Origin of the sequence: Natrarchaeobius oligotrophus (assembly GCF_003841465.1) — an archaeon.
Taxonomy (GTDB): domain Archaea; phylum Halobacteriota; class Halobacteria; order Halobacteriales; family Natrialbaceae; genus Natrarchaeobius; species Natrarchaeobius oligotrophus.
In genome coordinates this window covers 498679-520385 of the sequence record NZ_REFZ01000001.1, presented here as the reverse complement: position 1 = coordinate 520385, position 21707 = coordinate 498679, and the positions used below count along the sequence as shown (strand labels likewise).

Below are 21707 nucleotides of genomic sequence, written 5' to 3'. Positions count from 1 at the left end.
AGTCTCGGCGACGGGCCGGGACTCGAAGTCGATAGCCTCACGGTTCCCGGCGTCCGACCAGGGGTATGGGCGACCTCGCGATCGTCGAGAGCCGTGCCGACCGCGCCTCGGTCCACGTCTGCGATCACCTCCGCGACCTCGTCTCCTGGGAGGCGCGTACCGACGACGCCCGCGCCGACGCCGATGGCGGCGGGACCTACTACCGAACCGAAGGGATCGAACTCCGTTCGTTCGCCGACCTCCACCTCGAACTCGAGCGTCCCGCGGAAGCGTTCGACGATCCCGACCTGCTCGTCTTCGCGTCCCGACACTCCGGGGAGACGGGACCGCTGCTGACGGGCCACTTCACGGGTAACTTCGGACCGGCCGAGTACGGCGGGGACGACTACGACCTCGCGGACGCCTCCCCGAACGCGCTCGCCCGGTTGTTCGAGGCCTTCGACCGGCACGCGCCCGACGGCTACGATGTCGGACTGGAGTGTACCCACCACGGGCCGACCGACGTGGGCTGTCCGTCGCTGTTCGCGGAACTGGGAAGCGGCGACGAACAGTGGGACGATCCGGCCGGTGCGGCGGCCGTCGCTCGCGCGATCCTCGAACTCCGCGACGTCGACTCCCACCACCGCGAGCGGCTCGTCGGCTTCGGCGGCAACCACTACGTTCCGCGGTTCGAGCGGGTCGTCCGCGAGACGCCGTGGGCGGTGGGCCACGTCGCGGCCGACTGGTCGCTCGAGGCGATGGGCGATCCCGAAACGCGCCGCTCGGTGATCGAGTCGGCGTTCGAGACGAGCGACGCCGAGATCGCGCTACTCGACGGCGACCGACCGCGACTCGAGGGGGTTATCGAGGAACTGGGTTACCGCGTCGTGAGCGAAACCTGGGTGCGCGAGGTCGGTGATCGGTCGCGTTCGCTCGCCGACGCGGTCGAGGCCGACCTCGGCACCGTCGACGACGGCGTTCGATTCGGCGACCGACGCGAGGAATCGATCGCCCTCGTCGACCTGCCTACGGAGCTCGTCGACGCGGCCGAGAGCGTCGATCCGGACCGCGTTCGATCGCTCGTCGAGCGCGAGAGCGTCGCGTTCGCGACCGAAAACGGCGGCAGCCGCGTCGGCGCGCGGGCCGCAGTCCCGGCTGCGGCCGCTCGAGCGGCGCGGGAGGCGATCGTCGACGGGCTCGCCGCCGTCCTCGAGCGAAAGTACGAAACCGTGACGCGCGAGGACGGGGCCGTCGTCGTCGACGATCTCGCGTTCGATCCCAAACTGGCCCGCGAAGCCGGCGTCCCGGAGGGGCCGAAGTTCGGCGCGCTCGCCGAGGGAGAGTCGGTCACCGTCGACGGAGAAACTATCACTCCGCGGAGCGTTTTCACGCGCCGAACGCGTCGGTTTCCCATCTGACTTGTCTGCGTTGGAATGGTAATTACGTAATACCTCCATCGTGCGCTCGCTCGACTGATATATGGTATCTGATAGGTAATATTTCAATAATACGTCAGACGCGCGGCTGACGTGTAGGGGAAAGGTAATTATGCTCCGCCCGTTAGAGGCTCGCAAGAATGGACTCACTCATCGACGACGCCATCGACGAGGCCGAGGACGGGGAACCGACGGCCGCCCCCGACGACGGCCAGTCGGCGGACGGTTCTTCTGGCGACGGGAACCGACAGACGGGGACGATGACCGACGAGGAACTCGAGGACGTCCTGCAGGATCTCCAGACCGACATCACCGTTGTCGGCTGCGGCGGCGCGGGCGGGAACACGATCAACCGCATGCACGACGAGGGTATCCACGGCGCGAAACTCGTCGCGGCCAACACCGACGTCCAGCACCTCGTGGAGATCGAAGCCGACACGAAGATTCTGATGGGCGAAGAGAAGACCGGCGGCCGGGGCGCCGGCTCGCTCCCGCAGGTCGGCGAGGAAGCCGCCCTCGAGAGCCAGCAGGACATCTACGAGGCCATCGACGGCTCCGATATGGTGTTCGTCACGGCGGGACTCGGCGGCGGCACGGGAACCGGCTCCGCACCGGTCGTCGCCAAGGCCGCCCGCGAGGCCGGCGCGCTGACAATCTCGATCGTCACGACGCCGTTCACCGCCGAAGGCGAGGTACGCCGGACGAACGCCGAAGCCGGCCTCGAGCGTCTGCGCGACGTCTCGGATACGGTGATCGTCGTCCCCAACGACCGGCTGCTCGATTCGGTCGGAAAGCTCCCCGTCCGCCAGGCGTTCAAAGTCAGCGACGAGGTGCTGATGCGCTCGGTGAAGGGAATCACCGAACTCATTACGAAACCCGGCCTCGTCAACCTGGACTTCGCCGACGTCCGCACCGTGATGGAACGCGGTGGCGTCGCCATGATCGGCCTCGGCGAGTCCGACTCGGAAGCCAAAGCCGAGGATTCCGTCAAGACCGCGTTGCGGTCGCCGCTGCTCGACGTCGATATCTCCGGGGCGAGTTCCGCGCTCGTCAACGTCACCGGCGGCAACGACATGTCGATCGAAGAAGCCGAGGGCGTCGTCGAGGAGATCTACGACCGCATCGACCCCGACGCGCGCATCATCTGGGGCACCTCGATCGACGAGACGCTCGAGGGGAGCATGCGCACGATGATCGTCGTCACCGGCGTCCAGTCGCCCCAGATCTACGGACGCCCCGACGGTGAGGGCGAGGCCGTCCAGCCCGAGATGGGCGACGACATCGACTTCGTCGACTAGTGGTTCGGTTCAGAGTCCATTACCTGGATCGACTTTTCCGGCGACGAACACGAGACTGGCCACCAACAGCGCCGCACCCAGCGGCAAGAGCCACGGAAGCACCGTCAACAACGCGGCGCTGGCCTGAATTCCGAGCACGAGCAGGACGACCGGCACACAGCAGACGCTTCCCGACAGCAACGCCGGCACCGCGGCCGCCATTCCCATTCCGGCACCGACTCCGCACGACGAGGGCTGGACGAGCGCGAGATACGCCAGCGAAACGTTGAGCGCGACGAGCGCGGAGAGTCCGAACCCGATCGCGAGGTCGACCGGCCCGAGAAGCACCGTCGCGATTCCGGCGTCGACGACCGCGACCGGCTCGAACGAGGTCGGCCCCCGTCGCTCGAGCGCGCGGGCGAACGGATCGTCGACGAGACGCCAGCCGAAGCCGGCTCCGAAGCGGGCGGACAACGAGTTCGTCGCCCAGAGAAATCCCAGCAGGTAGCCCGTCCCGGTCACGATCGCGACGACGAGTCCGTCGGTTCGGCCCAGCGCGAACAGACTCGCCGCCGCGGTCTCGTGGAGGCGTCTCCACGTCGCGTTCCGGAGCCCGGACTCAGTCATGGACGCTCGTCGACGGATAGAACCCCCTCCAGGCGAACCACATGGCGTCGTAAGCGTACACCGCCTCGAGCAGCAGCTCACCGGGGTCGTGACGCTCGCCGTCCGGTCCGATCACCGTCCCGTCGTCCGCGCCGAAGGCTTCGGCGTCGTCCGTTCGGTAGAGGTACCCGACGTCGAGTTCGGAATCGTACGCCGCGAGGTAGTCACGATCGCCGCGATCGATTCCGTAGACGCCGCGTTCGCGAAGCGCTTCGAGCGAGACGGCGAGCGGACCGTCCGCGGGCCGCGAACAGAGGAGCACCTCCTTCGGCGGACGGCCGTCGTCCGCCTCGAGCGGATCGAACATCCAGTCGCTGTCCTCCCCGTAGTACCCCGTCACGGGGTTGTACGATCCGTAGGGATCGGCGTCGTAATCCCTGGCGTAGCCCGTCTCCTCGGTGAGAACGACGGAGTCGGGGTGCGCACTCCGCCATCGCTCCCAGGTCGTCCAGACGACCGGGAACTCGACGAGCGACGCCGCCTCGAGGTCGCCCTCGATCGCGGTGGCGAGCATCTGTGGCCAGTAGGTCTCGCTCGCGCGGTCGTACATCACGAGGTTGCTGTTGAGCAGGTGACCGGAGACGCCGAACGTCGTCTCACCGCGGTCGAACCCCATCGCCGTTCCGGTGAGCGGACAGTAGGTCACGGCGACCGGATCGCCGCCGACCTCGTCGTTGACGATCTCGTGGTGGACGAGGATCGCCTGTGGGTACGCCTTCGCATCGGTTCCCCTTCGGACGCCGAAGACGGGATCGTCGTCTCGGATCCGGTCGCCCACGTCGTCGATGGGTTCGAACTCGGGATCGTCGATCGACGGGATGGCGTCCCGCGGGACGACGCCCCTGACGACCGCCTCTCGGAGCGACTCGAGTCCGTACTCGACGGGCAACTGCTCGTCGCGGATCGGTACCGGCGAGTTCGCGATCGAATCCTCGTCCGGAGTCGCCGTCATCTCCTCGGCCGCCGAGGCGTTTCCCTCGCCGTTTCCGTCGTAGACGCCGGTACCCGCGTCGGAGCCGTCGAGACAGCCGGCGATTCCGGCCGCCGCGATCGCCAGCGCGCCACGTCTCGAGAGCCGTCGGTCCATACGCGGTCGTCGACGACGGCAAAGAAGCGAATACCGCGGTCGTGCGTCGCTCACGCACGACCCGGCCGTCGGAAGTCGAGATCGACGCCGTCGGCCGCCGCAGTCTCGCCGCCTCAGTCGTCGGCCGCCGCAGTCTCGCCGCCTTCGGCCTCGAGGTTCCCCTCGATGCTCGGCGGGTAGACGCCGCGCTCGAGCTTGAGATCCGACTGCGGGCGAGCCATGCAGGTGAGGGCGTAGTGTTCGGCTTCCTCGTCCGTGAACGCTCGCGCGGCGGGCTGGGTGACCTCGCCCTCGAGGATTTCGGCCGAACACGCCAGACACATCCCGACCCGACACGAGTATTCCTGGGCGATCCCCTCCTCGAGACACCGGCTGAGAATCGTCTCCTTTTCCGAACACGTGATCGTTTCGCCCGTCCCGACGAACTCGATCGTGTACTCCGTCATGGGTGTCGGTACGAAAGAGCGGACTAAAACTCTTTATTACGGATCTGTCCCGTTGGATAGGACGAAAATTCGGACGAAAAATGTCTACGGTTGATTCACCATCTCGGCGTTGAACCCCGTCGCTCGGCTCTACTATCCGTTGTCTCCCTCTTTGATTGGTGTTCTTCCGACCACATCCACTAATTATATTATCCTTCAGAACGACTGTCACGATGGAAGCCGCGCGACTCCAAAAGCGGACGCGGGGGCATGCGTACGAAATGCCCCGGGTGGTCGTGACACCCGAAGCGTGTGGCTTCCAAGCTCTCACCCGGTTGCCATGCTTACGTTCCTGCCACCGAGACAAAAAGGTCTCGCACGACAGCGTCGTATCGCCATCGACCACCGACCGATCCTCGAGAACGGCCATCCTCCCGCTGCAGTCCTCAGCACGCGCCTCGAGAGGATTCGCCGATGAGTTCCCGGCACGATCCGGGCGACGCGACGGACACCGATCGTCCGACGACGATCTGTGATCGGTGTGACGAGTCGATCCCGGAGGCTCGAGTGATCCACCTCGTCGTCGAGCCGTGTGCCGAACTCGCCGGCCGATACCGGCCCGTCGGTCGGACGTACTGTCCCGACTGCGTCGCCGCCGGCGGGATGCTCGAGTTCGCGGGCGAACCGCGGCGGTCAGCGCCGATCGAATCTGGCCGTCGTACCGACTGATACTGACTGCTGGAAGTCAGTACCGGTGGGCCGCGGTTCGTCTGCGGCCTCACCGGTAACTCGTTACAGCGATCCGCATCACGGCATCTCACGAAACGCACATCCTCGAGGCCGGGGAGGCCGAGTACACACTGATACGGTTTGCTATGACTGATTACCGGTCGATCGTCCACCGTTCTGCGATCGGCCGGTACAGACTCATAGCAGACCGTATGACTCGAGAGCGATCGTTCACCCCGGTCCACCCCAACCGTCAAGCGCCACACCGCCGAAAGAGTGGTGACGGGTGATCCCCTGTGACCGGCTCGAACCGCGGTCCGACGCGTCGAGCGTTCCTGCAAAGTGGCGTCGCGGTCGGTTCCCTCGTGCCCGCCGGCTGCGTCACTCCCCTTTCGGGTCCATCAGATCCCGACGAATTCGACCTCGAGACCGTCGTCGACGGACTGAGCCAGCCGTGGGGGCTCGCGTTTCTCCCGGACGACGCCCGGCTGCTCGTCACCGAACTCGAGGGACGACTGACCGTCGTCGATCGAGAGGGCGGCTCGAGCGCGGCCGTCGACGGCGTGCCGACCGTCCACGACGCCGGCCAGGGCGGGTTGCTCGACGTCGCCGTCCATCCCGAGTTTCCCGACGAACCGTGGATCTACCTGACGTACGCCGCGTCGAACGACGACGGCGAGTCGACCACGCACCTCGGCCGGGGCGAACTCGATCGCGAGGAAGGCGTCCTCGAGGAGTTCGAGGTGCTGTACGTCGCCGAGCCGTTCGTCGATTCGGACGGCCACTACGGTTCCCGCGTCGTCTTCGACGACGATGGGACGCTCTATGCGACCGTCGGCGATCGCCAGCTCGACGACTTCGGCCCGGATCACGTCTCACAGGACCCGACGAACGACCTCGGCACCACGCTCCGACTCGAAGCCGACGGTTCGGTCCCCGAGGACAATCCGTTCGACGACGACGCGGAGGCCGGCGACGCGATCTTCAGCTACGGCCACCGCAACGCCCAGGGGATGACCGTCCACCCCGAAACCGGCGAGATCTGGCAGAGCGAACACGGCGAGCAGGACGGCGACGAGATCAACGTCCTCGAGGCGGGGGGCAACTACGGCTGGCCGATCGCGGGGTACGACTGCGAGTACGGGACCGCCGACCCGATCGGCGACGAACCCCACGAGCGCGAGGACGTCGTCGACCCCGTCTACTACTGGGAGTGCACCTCCGGTGGCTTCCCGCCCGCCGGCGCGACGTTCTACGACGGCGACGCGTTCCCCGACTGGCGGGGCGACCTCTTCGTGGGAAATCTGGCCGGCCAGTACCTCGGCAGATTCAACGTCGACGGCGGGGACGTCGAGGAACTCGATCCGCTGCTCGCCGACCGCGGGTGGCGCGTTCGCGACGTCGCGGCCGCCCCCGACACCGGCGCGCTCTACGTCGCGGTGGACGCCGACGACGCGCCCGTCGTTCGGCTCGTCCCGCCGGCGGACTGATACGGATTACTGTACCGATGTACCGGTGCACCCGCGCCCGTGTCGCGGGTGCGCCGGAAATGACGTACAGTAAACCGTTTGAAACCTGACGGACCGGCGTTCCTCGAGGCCCGAACAAAGCGGTGACCGAGACTCGAGGAAAACCGAGCGTCGCTCGGGGGAGAGTGCGGATCCGCAGGGCGGCGAGATTCGAACGCGGACGGAGCACACCCGCGGGACGTCGTGACCGCGATTCGACGTTTCCGCTCGGCCGGACGGTTCGAATCGACCATAAAACGTTTTCTCCCCGGGGTATAGACAGTGTGGGTATGAGTACACAGGAGCAGTCGGGGTCCGCCGCTTCGACCGGAACCCGATCGGTCGACGCGGTCGTCGTCGGTGCCGGAACCGCCGGCTGTTACGCCGCGGCGACCGTCGCACGCGAGGGGTACGACGTCGTCGTCGTCGAACGCAAGTCCGAGGAGCAGGCGGGCCACATCGCCTGCGGGGACGCGCTCAAAGGAGCCGACGCCTTCCCCGAGTCGATCCCCAAATCGCGGATCGAACCGGCGTTCACCAACACCGACGTCGACCACGGCCGGTTCGAGATTCCCCAGGAGGACACCGTCCTCGAGATTCCGGTCCCCGGCGAACTCGCGGTCATCGATCGCTGGGAGTACGGCCGCCGCATCATCGACGGCGCGGCCGACGCCGGCGCGGAGATTCACTACGACACGGTCGTCACCGACGTCCGCCAGACCGAAGACGGCCGCGTGACCGGCGTCGAGGCGATCCGCAAGGGCGATCCGATCGCGTACGAGGCCGAGGTCGTGATCGACGCCGCAGGTTCGCTGTCGGTGCTTCAGGACCACGTCGACTTCGAGCACTCCACGTTCGACACGAACGTCACCTACTCCCACTTCTGTTCGGCTTACCGCGAGATCGTTCACGTAAAAGAGCCGGTCGAGTGGCACGACGCCCTCGTGTTCAAGCCGACCGAGCGCGCGGCGGGCTACCTCTGGTATTTCCCGCGGACCGAGACCGAGATCAACGCCGGACTCGGCTTTCAGATGACCGAGGAGCCGATGAAACTCGTCGACGACCTCAAACGCGACCTCGAGAACCGGCCGGAGTTCGAGGGAGCCGAAGTTGACGACAAACTCGGCGCCGCGCTCCCCACGCGACGACCGTACGACTCGGCCGTCCACCCCGGGTACGTGGCCGTCGGCGACGCCGCGGGCCACGTCAATCCGACCACCGGCGGCGGCATCGCCGGTGCGGCCTACGCCGGCAAGTACGCCGCCGAACGCGTCGTCGAGGCGATCGAGTCCGGCGATCCGAGCGAAGACGTTCTCTGGGAGTACAACGAGCGCGTGATGGACCACTTCGGGGCGCGCTACGCCGCACTCGACGTCTACAACATCCTCTCGACCGCGGTCGACGTCGACGACCTGATGGGGCTGCTCGCGGCGATGCCCGGCGACAAACTCGCCGAGGCGCTCTACTCGGGGAGTACGGACGTCGGGTTGAAGCTCAAACTCGAGGCCTTGCTCAAAAGCCGCGGTCACTGGGGAACCATCTGGAACCTCTACAAGACGAAACGCTGCGCGGACGACCTGCTCGAACACTACGAGGACTACCCCTCGAGTCCCGACGGATTCGCCGCCTGGCAGGACCGACGCGACGAGTTGATGGAGGCCGTCTACGAGACGACCGGTGCCGATCCGAAGTACTAGAACCGACCTTTTGCGCTGCGGTCTGGCGCGAGCGACGAACGCATCGCACGCGCCGTCCCTCGGCAAAATGTCGATCAAAAGCACTCCTCCCTCCGTTCCGGACGCGTAGCGTCCTCCACATCGGTCGTCGGCCCGCTCGCTCGTTTTACTCGCTCGCGGTCGTTATCGGCCGACCGCCTGCCCTCCCCCGAGTCACGACGGTCGCCGCGAGTTGCGGCGACCGCCCCTCCTGGCCACCTGTTTCGAGTGTATCGGGACGCCCGAATCACACTCGAGTCCGCAGCCGGTCGACGCGCGTTTTCGTCGGCGGATGGGTCCCGAAGATCGTTCGCGCGACGAACCGTCGCGTCCGGTCGAAAAAGGGGTGTTCCTCCCACGGCGGCGGGACGATGGCGAACGCGGCGGCCGTATCCCGCTCGCGGAGATCCGTCGTCGGACGACGCTCGAGGTCGTCGTCCAGCGTCTCGAGTGCGCCGGCGAGGGCGGCCGGATCGCCGGTGATCGCGACCGCGCCGTCGTCGGCGGCGTACTCCCGCCCGCGGGCGACGAGGGCGACGTACCAGCGACTCGCCAGCCGAACCGACGCGGCGAGCGGCGCGACGACGGGGTTGTAGCCGTACCGGCTGCGCGAGAGCCGCGCGACGGCTCCGGGTGCCGACAGCGCGGTGAGCACCGCGGCGTCCCGGTTGGCGACGTGGGCGAGTTCGTGGGCGACGACGGCCTCGAGTTCGCGCCTCTCGAGCGTCTCGATCAGCCCCCGGGAGAGGACCAGTGTCGACGCGGCCGGTCGGTAGCCCACCGTCAGCGCGACCGGCGTGTCGCGCTCGAGCACCCGAATCTCGGGGGCCGGCAGATCGGCTTGCCCGGCGAGTCGAGTCACGACGGACGCCAGCGACGAGCGAGTCGGTTCGGCATCGGCTGGCCCGCTCGCGCCGACGGTCCGATCCGCAGGCTCGCCCGCCGCGAGCGCCTCGAGGTCGAATCGACCCTCGAGTTCGCGGAGAACGGCGGTGTCGCCGGCGAACTCCGCGCGGATCGCGCCGCCGGCGTGGACGCCGACGAGCGAAACGGCGCTCACGGCGGCCAGCGAGGCGGCGAGCGCCCCGGTCGAAACGCGGGTCGCCGCCCAGTAGCCCCCGCCCAGTACGACGAGCGCACCGACCGCCGCGAGGACCGCCGGTCGCGGACCCCGCGCCCGCCGGAGCCGAGCGCGAATCCGTTCGACTTCGTCCGTGAAGCCGTAGACGTCGTCGGGATCGACGGGTTCCTCCTCGGCGCTCTCGGCGGCGCGGCGCTCGACGGCGTCTCGAACCCGGTCGACGTGGTCGGGAGCGAGGACCGAGCCGAGGACGAGCCAGCCGAGCGCGACGACGACGAGCCAGCCGAACCCGGACCAGTAGGCCGCGCTGAGGTAGCCGACGGCGAAGACGCCGATGACGAGGTAGCCGCCGCCGGTCGTTCGCTCGTCGTCCGCGTCGCGCGAGCGGAGCCACTCGTGGGCGGCCCAGGCGTAACCGACCGTCAGCAGGTAGAACGAGCCGAACAGGACCAGGAGTGCGAACGCGGGCTCGGGCAGCGTCGACCGCAAAAACGGCAGGACGGCCAGCGCGAGCAGCAGCGACGAGAGCAACAGCACGTACGACGCGAGTTCGACGGCCCCCTGTGCGAGCGCGCCGGCCGGCGCTCCGCGCTCGCGGGCGGTGCGGACGGTTCGAAGCGACAGTTCGACGGCGACCAGGCAGGTGACCGCGATCGCGACCACGAACGCCCCGGCGAGCGGTTCGGCGAGGAGGCCGGCGTCGGTGTCGGGCCGGAACGCCGGCGACGAAAGGGTCTCCACGCCGTACCGAGTTCCCGCGTAGACGGGGACGGCGACGAGCAGCAGGGCCGCGCCGACGACGGCGCTCGAGAGGACGAGACAGCAGCCGGCGGCGATGGCGGTGCGGGCGAGGAGGCCGGCGCGGGTGCGGATCGACGTCACGGCGACCCCACCTCGAGTCGCCGCGGCTCGTACGGGGTGGAGGGAGGCTGCGGGGAACGCATGTCGTTCGAACGACTCGTCTCGATGGAAAAATAAGTATCCGATCGAACGACGACTCCGGACCGCAGCGTTCGTCCGCCGGTTCGGTTCCGACCCGCTGAAACGGGACGACCGTCAGGGTCGTTCCCGATCGATCCGTTCGATCGTCTTCGAGAGGACGTCGACCGCCTGACCGATGCTCTCCTCGTCGACGTCGAACGTCGAGGTGTGGTGGCCGCCGGGGTGGTCGGTGCCGACGCCGACGTAGGCCGCGTGACCGCCGTTTTGCTGTACTTCGCGCATCAGGAACGTCGCGTCCTCGCTGCCGCCGAGTTCGTCGCGCTCGAGAACGGTCTCGACGCCGGTCGTCTCGCCCGCGACGTCGGCGACGAGCGAGACCAGTTCCTCGTCGCTCGTCGCGCTCGGAGCCTCCGCACCCGTCTCGAAGGAGACCTCGCAGTCGTGCATCTCGGCCGCGCTTCGGACGATCCGCTTGGCGTGGGTGCGGACGTACTCCATGAGGTCGGTCGTCTCGCCGCGCACTTCGGCGACGATGCGAGCGTGCTCGGGAACGATGTTTGCCGCGCTGCCGCCCTCGACGACCCCCGCGTTGACTCGCGTCTTGCCGTCGTTGTGCCGCGGGATGCCGTAGAGGTTCTGGACCGCCGTCGCCATCGCCTGGACCGCGTTTCTCCCCTGTTCGGGGTGGCCGCCCGCGTGAGCCGGCTCGCCGGAAAATTCCGCCTCGAGGTGACAGACCGCGAGGAAGCCGTCGATTCCCGCGACGACGGTGCCGGTCGGATGGTCGAGGCCGACGTGAACCGCGAGCAGGTAGTCGACGTCGGCGACGTGCTCGCGGTTCGCCATCGCCTTGCCGCCGCCGATGACCTCCTCTGCGGGCTGAAAGAACACTTTCAGCGTGCCCGAGAAATCGCCGTCGGCGATCCGTTCGAGGACGCCGACGCCGATGGTCGCGTGGGCGTCGTGTCCGCAGGCGTGCATCGCCCCCTCGTGTTCCGATCGAAACCCCTCCGCTGCGGGCAGGTGGTCCGGATCGTCGGACTCCTCGCGCGGCAGTCCGTCGACGTCGACGCGCAGCCCCACCGTCGGTCCGTCGCCGCGTTCGAGGACGGCGACGGCACCCGTATATCCCCCCTCGAGGCGCTCGAGGATCGCCTCGTCGACGTCGGTCTCGCGGGCCTGCTCGTACCACCGGTCGAGTTCGACGTCGTCGGGAACGGCCAGCCGGTGGTCGGTCGCGATCGCCTCCGGCCCGACGTGGAGTTCGTCGAGGTCGAGTCTGGACTCGAGTTCCTCGACGATCCGTGCCGTGGTGTAGAACTCCCGCCAGGCGGGTTCCGGTCGTCGGTGCAGATCGCGGCGAAACGAGACGAGATCGTCGGTCGTCATCGTCGGGACGGACGCGGCCCTGACACGTAACGCCATCGACGCGAAACGCGGATCGACGCTGCCGCAAGAACCGACTCAACCGTCGAACCCGCGCCGGAGTCGATCCGACGGACGTTCGTCAGTTGCTGCGGCCGGCGCCGTGAATCTGTTCGACCTCGGCTTCGATGTGGACCGAGTCGGGAAAGTTCTGGGAGGCGATGTTCCGCGCGAGGTTGTCGTGGCCGTGAATCTCGAGTTCGCGGGTGAAGACGGTGTACTGCCAGGAGGAAAACCGACGCTCGTCGTCGCCGTGAAGCCGGCAGTGCTGGGGAACCGAGATCGTCTCGGGTGGATGCGAGTGGGGTCCCTTCAGCGCCGCCCCCTTTCGTTCCGCGGTGGATTTGATGTCGTCGACGATGCCGTCGAGCGCGGCTCGATCGCCGCTCTGGAGCGTGAGACGGGTGACGAAGGTCATGGATTCGTTGTCCAACGTCCACGGTCGGCGCGTAAAAAGTTGCTGAGATGGGGCGACGGTGACGGCGAGTCCCCCCACTCTGCCGGCGCGCGAGCCGCCGGCGACCGAAGCCGTCGCCGTCCGTTCGTCAACGGTCGGATTCGAGCCGCCAATTGATAAATTCGTGTAATTCTCCTCGGGAAGCAGTATACGGATGACGAACAGTCCGATATTCTCTTAACGTCGTATCTATTAGTCCTGTTAATGGCAGTCGAAGCTACGAGCGCAGGCGCGATCCTCTTCCGCGACACGCGGGGCCGGCGCGAGTATCTTCTACTCAAGAGCCGCCCGGGCGACTGGGAGTTTCCGAAGGGCGGTGTCGAAGGAGACGAAGAACTACAGCAGACGGCTATCCGCGAAGTAAAGGAAGAGGCAGGAATCGAGGAGTTTCGGTTACTCGACGGCTTTCGCGAGGACTACGATTACGTCTTCGAGGCGAACGGAACGACCATCCACAAGACCGTTCACCTCTTCATCGCGAAATCGTTCGAGGCGAGCGCGGAACTCTCCCACGAACACCGCGACCTGCAGTGGCGCGATTACGAACAGGCGGTGAACACCGTCACCCAGGACGGCCCGCGAGAGATCTTAGAGCAGGCCCACGAGTTTCTCGACGAACGCGAGGAGGGAGACGACTAACACTTCTCGCGGGTAGCGCGGCGTCGACGGCGGCCGTTCTCACAGCGGAGCGGTTGTCGGGTTCGAACCGATCGCGGCGGTCGATCGCTCGAGTCGGTTCGGCGACTTTCCGCTCCGGACCGCCCGGAGAACGATCGCGACGGGACCTCGAAGCGTTTATCGGGGCCGTCTGTAACCATACGTTCGAGACGTTCGGATGTTCGACGACCCGCTCTCGTATCCGACTCGAGGCCCGTGGCTCGAGCGGACCGCAATTGGCAGCGTCCTCGTTCTCGGATCGATCCTCGTCGTCCCGGGACTGATTCTCGCCGGATACTGCGTTCGAACGCTCGCAGCGACGCTCGAGGGACGATCGGAGCCCCCGGCGTTTCGAACCTGGCGGGGGCTCGCGACGACGGGGCTGGTCGCGCTGGGGATCACGCTGTGTTACCTCCTCGCTCCGGTGATCGCGGGTGGCGCGCTGGCAGTGGCGTTCGGCGTCGGTGGGTACTACGGGCTGTCCGGACTGGCCCCCGCGATCGGCGGCCACGAGACGCTGATATGGGGGGTGAGCATCGTCGCCGCACTGTTCGCCGCGCTCGTCTCGCTGGCCGTCGTCGCGTTCGCGTGTGCGCTTTACTACGCACTCCCCGCGGCGCTGGCGCGATACGCCGAAACCGGACGGTTCCGCGCGGCGTTCGACCGTCGCGCGCTCGTTTCGACCGTCGTGGGCCGCGAGTACTTCCTCGCGCTCGCGGTTCTCCAGGTCGTTCCGCTCGTCTTTCTCGCCGTTGCGGTGGTCAGCCTGTTGACCGTCGTCGGAACGCTCGCGGTGCCGGCGCTCGCGTTCGTCACCGCTCTCGTCAGCTGTCGAGTCGTCGGGAACGCCGTTTCGACGTCCTCTCCAGGGGGTTAAGTTACCAACATAAATAGTTTTAATAGTATACAGTATCCTCGGTTGATCGTACACTCATGCTAGAAGATGGACTTTCCTACCCAGTACGTGGCGATTGGATCGGGCGGATGATCATCGGATCGGTCCTCGGACTCCTGTCGTTTCTGTTGATACCCGCGTTCTTCGTGGCGGGCTATCTCGTCCGCGTCCTCGAGACGACGGTCGACGGCGCGGACGAACCTCCGGAGTTCGAAGAGTGGGGAGATCTCTTCGTCAAGGGTCTCGTCGCTACCGTCATCAGTATCGTCTACTCGTTCGTCCCGTTCGTAATCTACATGGTCGTCGTGTTCACCCTCGTCGGCGCGGGTGGCGTGATCGGTGGCGACGGCGGCGGCGTACTCGCGGGGCTCGGATTCGTGACCATGCTGACGTTCATCCCGCTGATGCTGGTCATCTACTACGTCGTCCCCGCGGCGCTGACGAACTACGCGCACACGGGTTCGATCAACGGCGCGTTCGACTTCGGCGTCATCAAGTCGGTCGTCCTGAGCTTCGAGTACCTTCTGGCGGTGCTGTTGCCGATCGTCATCGCCGTGATCGCCTGGGTCGTCATGGCGCTTCTCACGATGACTATCGTCGGGATAGTGCTCGTTCCGGTGGTGTATTTCTACTCGTACGTGGCGATCTGCAGGATGTTCGGTCTCGCCTTCGCGAAAACGAGTCCGACGACGCGATCCGATTCGACGGGCGCAGCGCAGCCGATCTGATCGAACGCGTTTTTTCGCTCGACGTCCAAACTCGGCCGTGACCCGGTACTCGGCCGAGTTCCACTTCGAACTGCGAGCGTGTCGGTGGGCCGAACGCGAGTGGCCACCCGACGGTGACGGCGACCGGACGGTCCTCGTCGCCCGACAGCTCGGCACGAAACGCCGCCGCTGGGACACGCTCGTCCTCGAGTGCGACCTCGAGGGTCTTCGCGCCCGCTCGAAGTTCGGCCCGAAGCGCCTCGACGGCGACCTGTTACACGTCGTCCGGAACGCGCCCGACGAGTGGACGTACTACCGCGACGCCCTGCCCCACCCGGGCTACCCCTGGCGGTACGTCCGCGAGGCGATCCACCGCGCCGACGATCGCGGCGTCCTCGAGACGCGTCGAGACGGAAACCGCATCCAGATCCGTCGCAGGTGGCCTTACCCTGACTGGCTCGAGCGGATCGTCGCCGTCGAGAACAAACCCGACCTCGACGCGAGCGCCGCGCGCTCGCTGGCCTCACAGCTCGAGTACGACGTCGCGATGGCGCTCGCCGACGAGGTCTGGGTCGCCACCAGGAAAACCGGCGAGCGCGTCGAACCCGTTCTCTTCGAGGACCTGCCGGTCGAGGCCGGGGTGCTCGCGCTCGAACCCGACTCGCTGATCGCCGAAGTCGAGTGGTATCCCCGATCGCTGCCGGTGGACGATCCGGGGACGCGCATCCTCGAGCAACCGGCGGGCGGCGAGCGGGACGGATCTGCGGCCCGGTTCGAGTACGTCGATCCGGCCGAGAAGACCGAACGGCGACTCGCCATCGCGGAACGCGCCTACGAGCGCGGCTGGCGGTCGTTCGTCGAGACGATGCGCCCCGACTGTCGGCACTTCCAGTTACGTTCGCACGCGGGAAATCAGCTCGTGCCGCACTGCGACGCGACGGGATGCCGTCAGACCGCGACGGAGTGCTCCGGTTCCTGCCCGGAGTTCGAGCCGGAGCCGCCCGCCTGGCGCACCCGCGGCTGGCCGATCGAAGGCGGGCCCGGAAAACGCTGCCGACGGCTGCTCGAGGACCGACGATCCGACCGCCGTCCCGGGCTGTAGGCGACGGTTAATCCGGGCGGTATCGGCCTACCGATCCGATCTGTAAGCGACGGCAAATCCGGACGCTAACGGCCTGTCGGTCTGTGACCACGGGACGTCCCGAACTCGGCGTCGACCCGCTCAGTCCGAGACGCTGACCTCGAGGTCGTCCCGCGAGACCGCGAGTCGGAACGTCGGGACGGTCCGGTACTCGACCTCGACGACGTCCTTGCGTCGCAGACTCTGGAGGTCCGAGCGGACGTCTTCGGCGTCGTGGTCGACGTCGAACCGATCCCGGAGTTTGTGCAACACGGAGACGACGCTTTCGGAGCGCTCGTCGGGGCCGGCCAGCACCTCGACGATCTGCGCCTGACGTTCGGGAACGCGGATTCTCGAGGGTGCGCCCTCCTCGTCCGGATCGGTTTCGATTCCGGGTTCGACGTCCACGAGGTCCGCCGCCTCCGCGGTCGCCCGGATCAGGCTGTTGTCGTCGCGAAAGTAGTAGTCGCCGAGTTCCCCCTCCAGGTACTGGTGGACTTCACTGCCGCTTTCCATCCCCCACCGATCCTGCAGCTCGGAATTTTTCGTCGGCTGTAGCTCCACCACGTCGGCCAGCCGTTCTCTGGCCTCCTCCGAGAGAGTCATCGTCGAATCGTATGCGGATCCGCTACTTTTGCGTTGCGTCCCGTCCCCGATCCGGAGTCGACGCCGGTATGGCCGGACGCGGCGTCAATCCCCGCCGACGATCGGCACCGGAGCGGCGGTCTCGAGCGTCTCCTCGATCTGCGTGTAGACGAGGATCGATCCGAACGCGGCGAGGACGGTGCCGAAGACGAACGGCACCTCGAAGCCGTAGCCGATCAACGCGCCGGAAGCGAACGGTCCGATGGCGATGCCGAAGCCGAACGCCATCGTGAGCACGGAGAGTTTGGAGCCGGATTCGCCTTCTCCCGCGAGGTCGCCGGCCAGCGCCAGCGACGGCGCGAACACCATCGCGCCTGCGATCCCCTGGATCAGTCGGGCCAGGAACATCGTCTCCGAACTCGATACGAACCCCTGGACGAGCGTCGCGGGGATCAACAACAGCATTCCGCCGACGATGAACGGCCGCCGGCCGTACCGATCGCAGGCCCGGCCGATCGGCGTCTGCAGGACGATCTGGGCGACGATGAACGCCGCGAACTGGATGCCGAACCAGGTCGAGCCCTGCTCGAGGCGGGCGTTGACCTGGGGCTGGATCGTCGCGAACAGCGCGATCGCCGCCGCCATAAACAGCGACGCGAGCCCGAGGGTGAAGATCGGATCGAGCAGGTGGGGACCGTTCCGGTCTCGAACCGCGATCGAGAGGTCGGCTCCGGCGTTGGCCTCCGTCGAGTCGGGGTCCGAGATCAGCACGGTCACCATCGCGTAGCTGATCGCCGCGGTGATCGCGGCGACGTAGAAGGCCGCCTCGAATCCGCTGATCGTCGCGCCACCGGGGAGTTCGTACGGGCCGAGATTGACGACCGCGCCGGCCGCGACCGGCCCCGCCCCGAAACCGATCAGGCGGAACGTGTTGTAGACGCCCATGTTTCCGCCGCGGTCGCGCGTGGTCGCCAGTTCGTTCACCAGCGCGATCGACGCCGGAACGATGAACGCGACGCTGACGCCCTGCAGGCCGCGGATGACCACCAGCGAGAGGTACGACTCCGCGAAAACGTACGCCACGTTCGTCGCGGCGAGACCGCCGAGGCCGACCAGGATGAACGGCTTTCGTCGGCCGAGCCGGTCGGACAGCCGTCCGGTGAACGGCTGGACGCTGCTGTTGAGAAAGCCGAACAGCGAGAGAATGATGCCGATGATCATCGCCTCCTCGAGCCCGAACGTCGCGCCGCCGACGACGTCGCTCGCCACGTACAGCGGGATGACGATGATCAGAAACGAGTTGCCGACGCCGTCGGCCATCCGCGCGAACGCGAGCGCGAGCACTCGCCGATCGACCACGAACTGCGCGACGATCCGGCGGCCGAGTTCCCGCATCGGTGCGTAACTGAACCGGCCCGGCCGATTAGCGTTTCGAACCGAAACGATACGTGGTGGTGAGTGTCAGTCGAACCCGTCACGAACTACAAGCACCTGGTGGCCGTTCCTCCCCACATGGCGTCGGAGATCAAACTCAACGAAGTCGAGAACCTCTTCGAGTCCCTCGAGTACCCGGCGACGAACGACGAGGCCGCGAGCGAGTTCGACGACGTGACGCTGTTGCTCGCCGACGGCGAGCGAAACCTCGGCTCGCTCGTCGAATCGAGCGGCAGCGATCGCTTCGAGTCGGCGGGAGATCTCGAGGCGGAACTGCACAACGTGTTGCCCCGCGAGGCCGTCGGTGAGCCGTACCAGTCGGAAGGCGAGGGGTAGTACGACGGCGAGTCGTCCCTGCCGGAAGACGAGGATAGCCCACCTCGAGCCGGGGGTGTTTCGGCGGTCGATCCGGGATTTTTCGGGCTCCGGCGGCCTCGAGCGGCGGCCCGCGAGGCAGTCGACAAACGCGTCCCTTAAGTCGTTCGGTCGACGTAACCCGCACACCGATGGAGTTCTGCGACGAATGCGGTTCGATGATGAAAGCCGAGGACGGCGTCTGGGAGTGTGGGAGCTGCGGATTCACCAAACCAAAAGGCGACGCCGATCAGTACACGGTGACGGAAGGACAGGAGGTTAGCGAGATCATCGAGTCCTCCGAGGAGACGTCGCTCCCCGAGACCGACGCACTCTGTCCCGAGTGCGGCAACGACCGCGCCTACTGGTACATGCAACAGATCCGCTCGGCCGACGAGTCCGAGACGCGGTTTTTCATCTGCACCGAGTGCGAGTACAAGTGGCGGGAGGACGACAACTAACGACGTTTTACGCTGCGATCTATCGCGCCCGGCGGCGGCGCTCCCAAGCGCAACGTCTCTCTGAAAAGTCGATCGGTAGTCACCTCGCTCCGTGTCAGGCGCTCGAGGAGTTCCCTTTCACGTCGGTCGAACGCGCTCGTTCGTTCGGTGGCCGCGGAGGTTTCGCGGCAGATGCGCGCGTTCGACCACCGGCCTCGCTACGCGGCGGGTGTCGTCGACGCGAAAGTCGAGAGGTTACCGGAGTGGATTCTCGGCCGCCGGTCAGACGTTCCGGGCGATCGTCAGATTGCCCGTGTGACCGACGGGGGCCGTCGAGGATCTCGAGTCGCGTCTCTCACGACGAGTCTGCTCGCGAATGCGGACGGTCGACGGATCAGCACCGACGACCGCGTCTGCCATCCGATCGTTCGCGTCGCCGGCCTCGAGCGTCGGGACGGTGGACGACGACGGCTCGGCCGTTCGAGCGTGATTCAGCACCTGTCGGTGAGGCACGCGGAGACGTGCCGATTTCGACGAACAGCAACAGAACTGTGTTCGGATAGGTAACCGAAATCGTCACGTTTCCGGGATCACTGTCGATACGGACCGTCGGAGTAGAGTGGGGTGATTTCCGCCGAAGTTGTCGAACTCACTCAACCGTTTGTTATCGACACCCGACTGCGGCACTCGGTCGTGGCTCACGACCATCGCGAGCGACTAGTTCTAAAAATGATATTTCAGATCGAACTGTTTGACCGCCCGATAATTAGTGGTAATGTGTAGTTCACACGTCGTATCGATCCTTCGACCAATCGAATTTCTTTCTTCTCTTCCATATCATGCATAATAGAGAAGAACGATGGGATGTGATTCGATGGCATGGTTCGATTCCAACCGATCCAGCAAGTACAAGTCCCCGAATGGTTACAAGATCCGATTGCCGAACTGGTCACGTTCCTACCTCGATTGGTCGGAGCGCTCGTGATCCTCTTCGTCGGCTGGATCGTCGGCCGGTTTACCGCGCGGGTGGTGCGTCGGATCGCCGACGGAGTCGAACTGGACCGAATGGTTCTCGAGACGCCGCTCGGACGAATTCTCGGCGGAACCGAACGTGCCGTTTCGGGCGCGTTCGGGAAGCTAGGAAAGTGGTTCGTCTACGGTCTCGCCATCCTCGCGGCCGCGAACGCGCTCGCGATCCCGACGCTTTCGGAGTGGGTCTCGACGGCCGTCTCGTACCTGCCCGCGTTCATCGCGGGGCTGCTCGTCATCGTTCTCGGGTTCGTCGTCGCCGACTTCATCGGTGACGTCATCGAGCGCACGCGAGCGGCGGCGGAAACGGCGTACGCATCGTGGTTCGCGAACGGCGCTCGGCTGTTCCTCTACTTTACCGCCATCGTCATCGGCCTGGACACGATGGGAATCGACGTCGGAATTCTGTACGTGTTCGCTCGAGCGCTCGCGTGGGGGCTGGCGGCCGCCGTCGCGATCGGTGCGGGAATCGCCTTCGGCTGGGGCGGAAAGGACTACGTCGCCGAAAACATCGATCGGTGGATGGGGCGGACCAGCTCCGTCACGCCGACCGAGAGTCGGGCAGGAAACGAACCGGCTCGTGGCAGCGAGTCGCGTGGCTCCGGTCGCGATACGGGCTCCGAACCCGGACCGAGTGCCGAGGACGACTGAACGTCGTTCGATCGGTCACTCGGTCGACGAAGGTGCCATTTCGGGCCGTTCGGCCGAATCGGATGGAAAGAGCGGTTTGACCGGGACGACGACGTACGACCTCACCAGGCTGTCGTCGATCGGTCGCCACTTCTCGAGGCGCACGAGTCGGTGCGTCCCCGTGTACGCATCTTCGAGCCGATCGAGAATCGTCTCGAAGGTGGCCGCGTCGAACTCGTCCGCCGGAACGCGGTCCGTCACGACCGCGATACCCTGGAATCGAGCGTAGACGTCGAGACGGCCCTCGAAGGTGTACTCGAGTTCTTCGATCCAGTCGTGGGCGTTGGCGACGGGCGTTCCGTCGGTCGTCGGTGGAAACGAAACGTACGCCTGGTACTGGTCGGGGCGGCCCGTAACGTGGCGCTTCCAGAGGCGGCGCAACATCGTTATCGCACCCGCGTCGAGGCGGGACGATCCGACCGGTCGGTCGCCGTATCCTGGTTCGAAAGCGGGGTCGTGACCTGCCGCATACGTTCTTACGCTACCCTTGGCGAGGTGGGTAATACGTTCTTTGTTGTCCGCCGACAGAGGTCAACGATCTGTTTCGTCACCGTCAGCGACCGTTCGTCGTTCGCGAGAGCTTTGTACGATCACCCGGAACCAGGAATCAGTATGCGTCACACCCGTCTCACATCGTCACCGCTTTCCCTCGCAGTTTTCGCCGGATTCGTGGCGCTCGGTATCGCAGTTAACGACGGTTTCGTTCCGTCCGCCAGAACGGTTCCGGCTCTCTTGCTGATCGCCGTGGGTCTCTTCGGCGTGACCAGTTCCGTGCGCGATCGACCGATCGACGCGCTCCGGTCGGCCGCGAGGCGGTGGTGGGCGCTCGCTTTCGTCGCATTTCTCCCGTACGCCCTCGCGACTGCACCGTCGAGCGAACGGGCCGACGCCGTCGGCGACGTGCTCTCCGGTCCAGTCGCCACCGCCGCGCTCGAGGCGGTCGCCGGAGCGGCAGTGCTCGCTGCAGTCTCGGTGACGGTGCTCTACTGGTTCGCGACGTACGGCATACATCCGGGACGGCCTACTCCCGAAGAACGAGTTCTGAACGAGAATCGGGAGGAGTAACGGT

Annotated in this window: 23 protein-coding genes; 13 read left to right on the top strand and 10 right to left on the bottom strand. The window is 66.3% G+C overall.

Annotated elements, in window-relative coordinates; genetic code table 11:
* Positions 1-65: 65 nt before the first annotated feature.
* Together EA472_RS02625 and ftsZ are read left to right on the top strand one after the other, a co-directional pair.
* Positions 66-1397 (top strand): D-aminoacyl-tRNA deacylase, encoded by a 1332-nt coding sequence (locus EA472_RS02625; RefSeq protein ID WP_124189941.1) that lies wholly within the window; start codon positions 66-68, stop codon positions 1395-1397.
* A 158-nt stretch (positions 1398-1555) separates the two neighbouring features.
* Positions 1556-2713, top strand: coding sequence for a cell division protein FtsZ (gene ftsZ / locus EA472_RS02620; protein WP_124189940.1), 1158 nt, complete (start codon positions 1556-1558; stop codon positions 2711-2713).
* Positions 2714-2722: 9 nt separating this feature from the next.
* Here the strand turns inward: ftsZ and EA472_RS02615 are convergent, their stop codons facing one another.
* The 3 genes from EA472_RS02615 to EA472_RS02605 form a co-directional block, all read right to left on the bottom strand.
* Positions 2723-3319 carry a hypothetical protein gene (locus tag EA472_RS02615; RefSeq protein WP_124189939.1) on the bottom strand — a complete coding sequence of 199 codons (597 nt, stop codon included), beginning with the start codon at positions 3317-3319 and terminating at the stop codon, positions 2723-2725.
* On the bottom strand, positions 3312-4445 hold the full coding sequence (locus EA472_RS02610; RefSeq protein WP_124189938.1) for a DUF3179 domain-containing protein: 1134 nt from the start codon (positions 4443-4445) through the stop codon (positions 3312-3314). Before EA472_RS02610 ends, EA472_RS02615 begins: the two co-directional genes overlap by 8 nt.
* A 113-nt stretch (positions 4446-4558) precedes the next feature.
* A complete protein-coding gene (locus EA472_RS02605; RefSeq protein ID WP_124189937.1) occupies positions 4559-4891 on the bottom strand; it encodes a 2Fe-2S iron-sulfur cluster-binding protein in 333 nt (110 codons plus the stop codon).
* A 453-nt stretch (positions 4892-5344) separates the two neighbouring features.
* Between EA472_RS02605 and EA472_RS02600 the strand changes: the two genes are divergently transcribed.
* The 3 genes from EA472_RS02600 (at position 5345) to EA472_RS02590 (ending at position 8804) form a co-directional block, all read left to right on the top strand.
* A complete protein-coding gene (locus EA472_RS02600) occupies positions 5345-5599 on the top strand; it encodes a hypothetical protein (RefSeq protein ID WP_124189936.1) in 255 nt (84 codons plus the stop codon).
* Positions 5600-5895: 296 nt separating this feature from the next.
* Positions 5896-7089 carry a PQQ-dependent sugar dehydrogenase gene (locus EA472_RS02595; RefSeq protein ID WP_124189935.1) on the top strand — a complete coding sequence of 398 codons (1194 nt, stop codon included), beginning with the start codon at positions 5896-5898 and terminating at the stop codon, positions 7087-7089.
* 308 nt (positions 7090-7397) lie between these two features.
* Complete coding sequence (locus EA472_RS02590) at positions 7398-8804, top strand: geranylgeranyl reductase family protein (protein ID WP_124189934.1); 1407 nt, start codon at positions 7398-7400, stop codon at positions 8802-8804.
* A 265-nt stretch (positions 8805-9069) separates the two neighbouring features.
* On the opposite strand, the gene EA472_RS02585 is transcribed toward EA472_RS02590, so the two are convergent.
* From EA472_RS02585 to EA472_RS02575, 3 genes are all read right to left on the bottom strand, one after another.
* Positions 9070-10785 (bottom strand): M48 family metalloprotease, encoded by a 1716-nt coding sequence (locus EA472_RS02585; protein WP_124189933.1) that lies wholly within the window; start codon positions 10783-10785, stop codon positions 9070-9072.
* Positions 10786-10959: 174 nt separating this feature from the next.
* Positions 10960-12234, bottom strand: a complete 1275-nt coding sequence (locus tag EA472_RS02580; protein WP_124189932.1) for an amidohydrolase — start codon at positions 12232-12234, stop codon at positions 10960-10962.
* Positions 12235-12352: 118 nt separating this feature from the next.
* Entirely contained in the window at positions 12353-12688 is a 336-nt protein-coding gene (locus EA472_RS02575) for an uS10/mL48 family ribosomal protein (protein WP_124189931.1), read from the bottom strand.
* Positions 12689-12931: 243 nt separating this feature from the next.
* Here EA472_RS02575 and EA472_RS02570 point away from each other — a divergent pair, with 243 nt between their 5' ends.
* The 4 genes from EA472_RS02570 to EA472_RS02555 all read left to right on the top strand — a co-directional run bounded on the left by EA472_RS02570 (position 12932) and on the right by EA472_RS02555 (position 16088).
* Positions 12932-13366 carry a bis(5'-nucleosyl)-tetraphosphatase gene (locus EA472_RS02570; RefSeq protein ID WP_124189930.1) on the top strand — a complete coding sequence of 145 codons (435 nt, stop codon included), beginning with the start codon at positions 12932-12934 and terminating at the stop codon, positions 13364-13366.
* A 196-nt stretch (positions 13367-13562) separates the two neighbouring features.
* Positions 13563-14261 (top strand): DUF4013 domain-containing protein, encoded by a 699-nt coding sequence (locus tag EA472_RS02565; RefSeq protein WP_124189929.1) that lies wholly within the window; start codon positions 13563-13565, stop codon positions 14259-14261.
* Between the two features lie 107 nt (positions 14262-14368).
* Positions 14369-15007: a DUF4013 domain-containing protein gene (locus EA472_RS02560; protein ID WP_243637752.1), complete on the top strand. Its 639-nt coding sequence runs from the start codon at positions 14369-14371 to the stop codon at positions 15005-15007.
* Between the two features lie 37 nt (positions 15008-15044).
* Positions 15045-16088 carry a DUF5787 family protein gene (locus tag EA472_RS02555; protein ID WP_124189927.1) on the top strand — a complete coding sequence of 348 codons (1044 nt, stop codon included), beginning with the start codon at positions 15045-15047 and terminating at the stop codon, positions 16086-16088.
* A gap of 120 nt (positions 16089-16208) precedes the next feature.
* Here EA472_RS02555 and EA472_RS02550 read toward each other — a convergent pair whose 3' ends face one another.
* Together EA472_RS02550 and EA472_RS02545 are read right to left on the bottom strand one after the other, a co-directional pair.
* A complete protein-coding gene (locus EA472_RS02550) occupies positions 16209-16712 on the bottom strand; it encodes a DUF5797 family protein (RefSeq protein WP_124189926.1) in 504 nt (167 codons plus the stop codon).
* An 84-nt stretch (positions 16713-16796) separates the two neighbouring features.
* Positions 16797-18086, bottom strand: a complete 1290-nt coding sequence (locus EA472_RS02545) for an MFS transporter (protein WP_124189925.1) — start codon at positions 18084-18086, stop codon at positions 16797-16799.
* 117 nt (positions 18087-18203) lie between these two features.
* On the opposite strand from EA472_RS02545, the gene EA472_RS02540 reads away from it, so the two are divergent.
* Together EA472_RS02540 and EA472_RS02535 are read left to right on the top strand one after the other, a co-directional pair.
* Entirely contained in the window at positions 18204-18461 is a 258-nt protein-coding gene (locus EA472_RS02540) for a DUF5789 family protein (protein ID WP_124189996.1), read from the top strand.
* Positions 18462-18631: 170 nt separating this feature from the next.
* Positions 18632-18940, top strand: a complete 309-nt coding sequence (locus EA472_RS02535) for a transcription factor S (protein ID WP_124189924.1) — start codon at positions 18632-18634, stop codon at positions 18938-18940.
* A gap of 261 nt (positions 18941-19201) precedes the next feature.
* Here EA472_RS02535 and EA472_RS02530 read toward each other — a convergent pair whose 3' ends face one another.
* Positions 19202-19432, bottom strand: a complete 231-nt coding sequence (locus tag EA472_RS02530; RefSeq protein WP_124189923.1) for a hypothetical protein — start codon at positions 19430-19432, stop codon at positions 19202-19204.
* 366 nt (positions 19433-19798) lie between these two features.
* Here EA472_RS02530 and EA472_RS02525 point away from each other — a divergent pair, with 366 nt between their 5' ends.
* Positions 19799-20599: a mechanosensitive ion channel family protein gene (locus tag EA472_RS02525; protein WP_124189922.1), complete on the top strand. Its 801-nt coding sequence runs from the start codon at positions 19799-19801 to the stop codon at positions 20597-20599.
* Between the two features lie 15 nt (positions 20600-20614).
* Here EA472_RS02525 and EA472_RS02520 read toward each other — a convergent pair whose 3' ends face one another.
* Positions 20615-21022: a hypothetical protein gene (locus EA472_RS02520; protein ID WP_124189921.1), complete on the bottom strand. Its 408-nt coding sequence runs from the start codon at positions 21020-21022 to the stop codon at positions 20615-20617.
* Positions 21023-21397: 375 nt separating this feature from the next.
* Between EA472_RS02520 and EA472_RS02515 the strand changes: the two genes are divergently transcribed.
* Positions 21398-21703 (top strand): DUF1467 domain-containing protein, encoded by a 306-nt coding sequence (locus EA472_RS02515; RefSeq protein WP_343205498.1) that lies wholly within the window; start codon positions 21398-21400, stop codon positions 21701-21703.
* The last annotated feature ends 4 nt before the right edge of the window (positions 21704-21707 follow it).

Excerpts from the sequence above, each read along its gene's own strand:
- EA472_RS02565 (WP_124189929.1), top strand. The coding sequence starts at position 13,563 with ATGTTCGACGACCCGCTCTCGTATCCGACTCGAGGCCCGTGGCTCGAG.
- EA472_RS02600 (WP_124189936.1), top strand. The coding sequence starts at position 5,345 with ATGAGTTCCCGGCACGATCCGGGCGACGCGACGGACACCGATCGTCCG.
- EA472_RS02540 (WP_124189996.1), top strand. The coding sequence starts at position 18,204 with ATGGCGTCGGAGATCAAACTCAACGAAGTCGAGAACCTCTTCGAGTCC.
- ftsZ (WP_124189940.1), top strand. The coding sequence starts at position 1,556 with ATGGACTCACTCATCGACGACGCCATCGACGAGGCCGAGGACGGGGAA.
- EA472_RS02525 (WP_124189922.1), top strand. The coding sequence starts at position 19,799 with ATGGTTCGATTCCAACCGATCCAGCAAGTACAAGTCCCCGAATGGTTA.
- EA472_RS02575 (WP_124189931.1), bottom strand. The coding sequence starts at position 12,688 with ATGACCTTCGTCACCCGTCTCACGCTCCAGAGCGGCGATCGAGCCGCG.
- EA472_RS02520 (WP_124189921.1), bottom strand. The coding sequence starts at position 21,022 with ATGTTGCGCCGCCTCTGGAAGCGCCACGTTACGGGCCGCCCCGACCAG.
- EA472_RS02605 (WP_124189937.1), bottom strand. The coding sequence starts at position 4,891 with ATGACGGAGTACACGATCGAGTTCGTCGGGACGGGCGAAACGATCACG.
- EA472_RS02610 (WP_124189938.1), bottom strand. The coding sequence starts at position 4,445 with ATGGACCGACGGCTCTCGAGACGTGGCGCGCTGGCGATCGCGGCGGCC.
- EA472_RS02570 (WP_124189930.1), top strand. The coding sequence starts at position 12,932 with ATGGCAGTCGAAGCTACGAGCGCAGGCGCGATCCTCTTCCGCGACACG.
- EA472_RS02545 (WP_124189925.1), bottom strand. The coding sequence starts at position 18,086 with ATGCGGGAACTCGGCCGCCGGATCGTCGCGCAGTTCGTGGTCGATCGG.
- EA472_RS02615 (WP_124189939.1), bottom strand. The coding sequence starts at position 3,319 with ATGACTGAGTCCGGGCTCCGGAACGCGACGTGGAGACGCCTCCACGAG.
- EA472_RS02535 (WP_124189924.1), top strand. The coding sequence starts at position 18,632 with ATGGAGTTCTGCGACGAATGCGGTTCGATGATGAAAGCCGAGGACGGC.
- EA472_RS02560 (WP_243637752.1), top strand. The coding sequence starts at position 14,369 with ATGATCATCGGATCGGTCCTCGGACTCCTGTCGTTTCTGTTGATACCC.
- EA472_RS02550 (WP_124189926.1), bottom strand. The coding sequence starts at position 16,712 with ATGACTCTCTCGGAGGAGGCCAGAGAACGGCTGGCCGACGTGGTGGAG.
- EA472_RS02580 (WP_124189932.1), bottom strand. The coding sequence starts at position 12,234 with ATGACGACCGACGATCTCGTCTCGTTTCGCCGCGATCTGCACCGACGA.
- EA472_RS02590 (WP_124189934.1), top strand. The coding sequence starts at position 7,398 with ATGAGTACACAGGAGCAGTCGGGGTCCGCCGCTTCGACCGGAACCCGA.
- EA472_RS02625 (WP_124189941.1), top strand. The coding sequence starts at position 66 with ATGGGCGACCTCGCGATCGTCGAGAGCCGTGCCGACCGCGCCTCGGTC.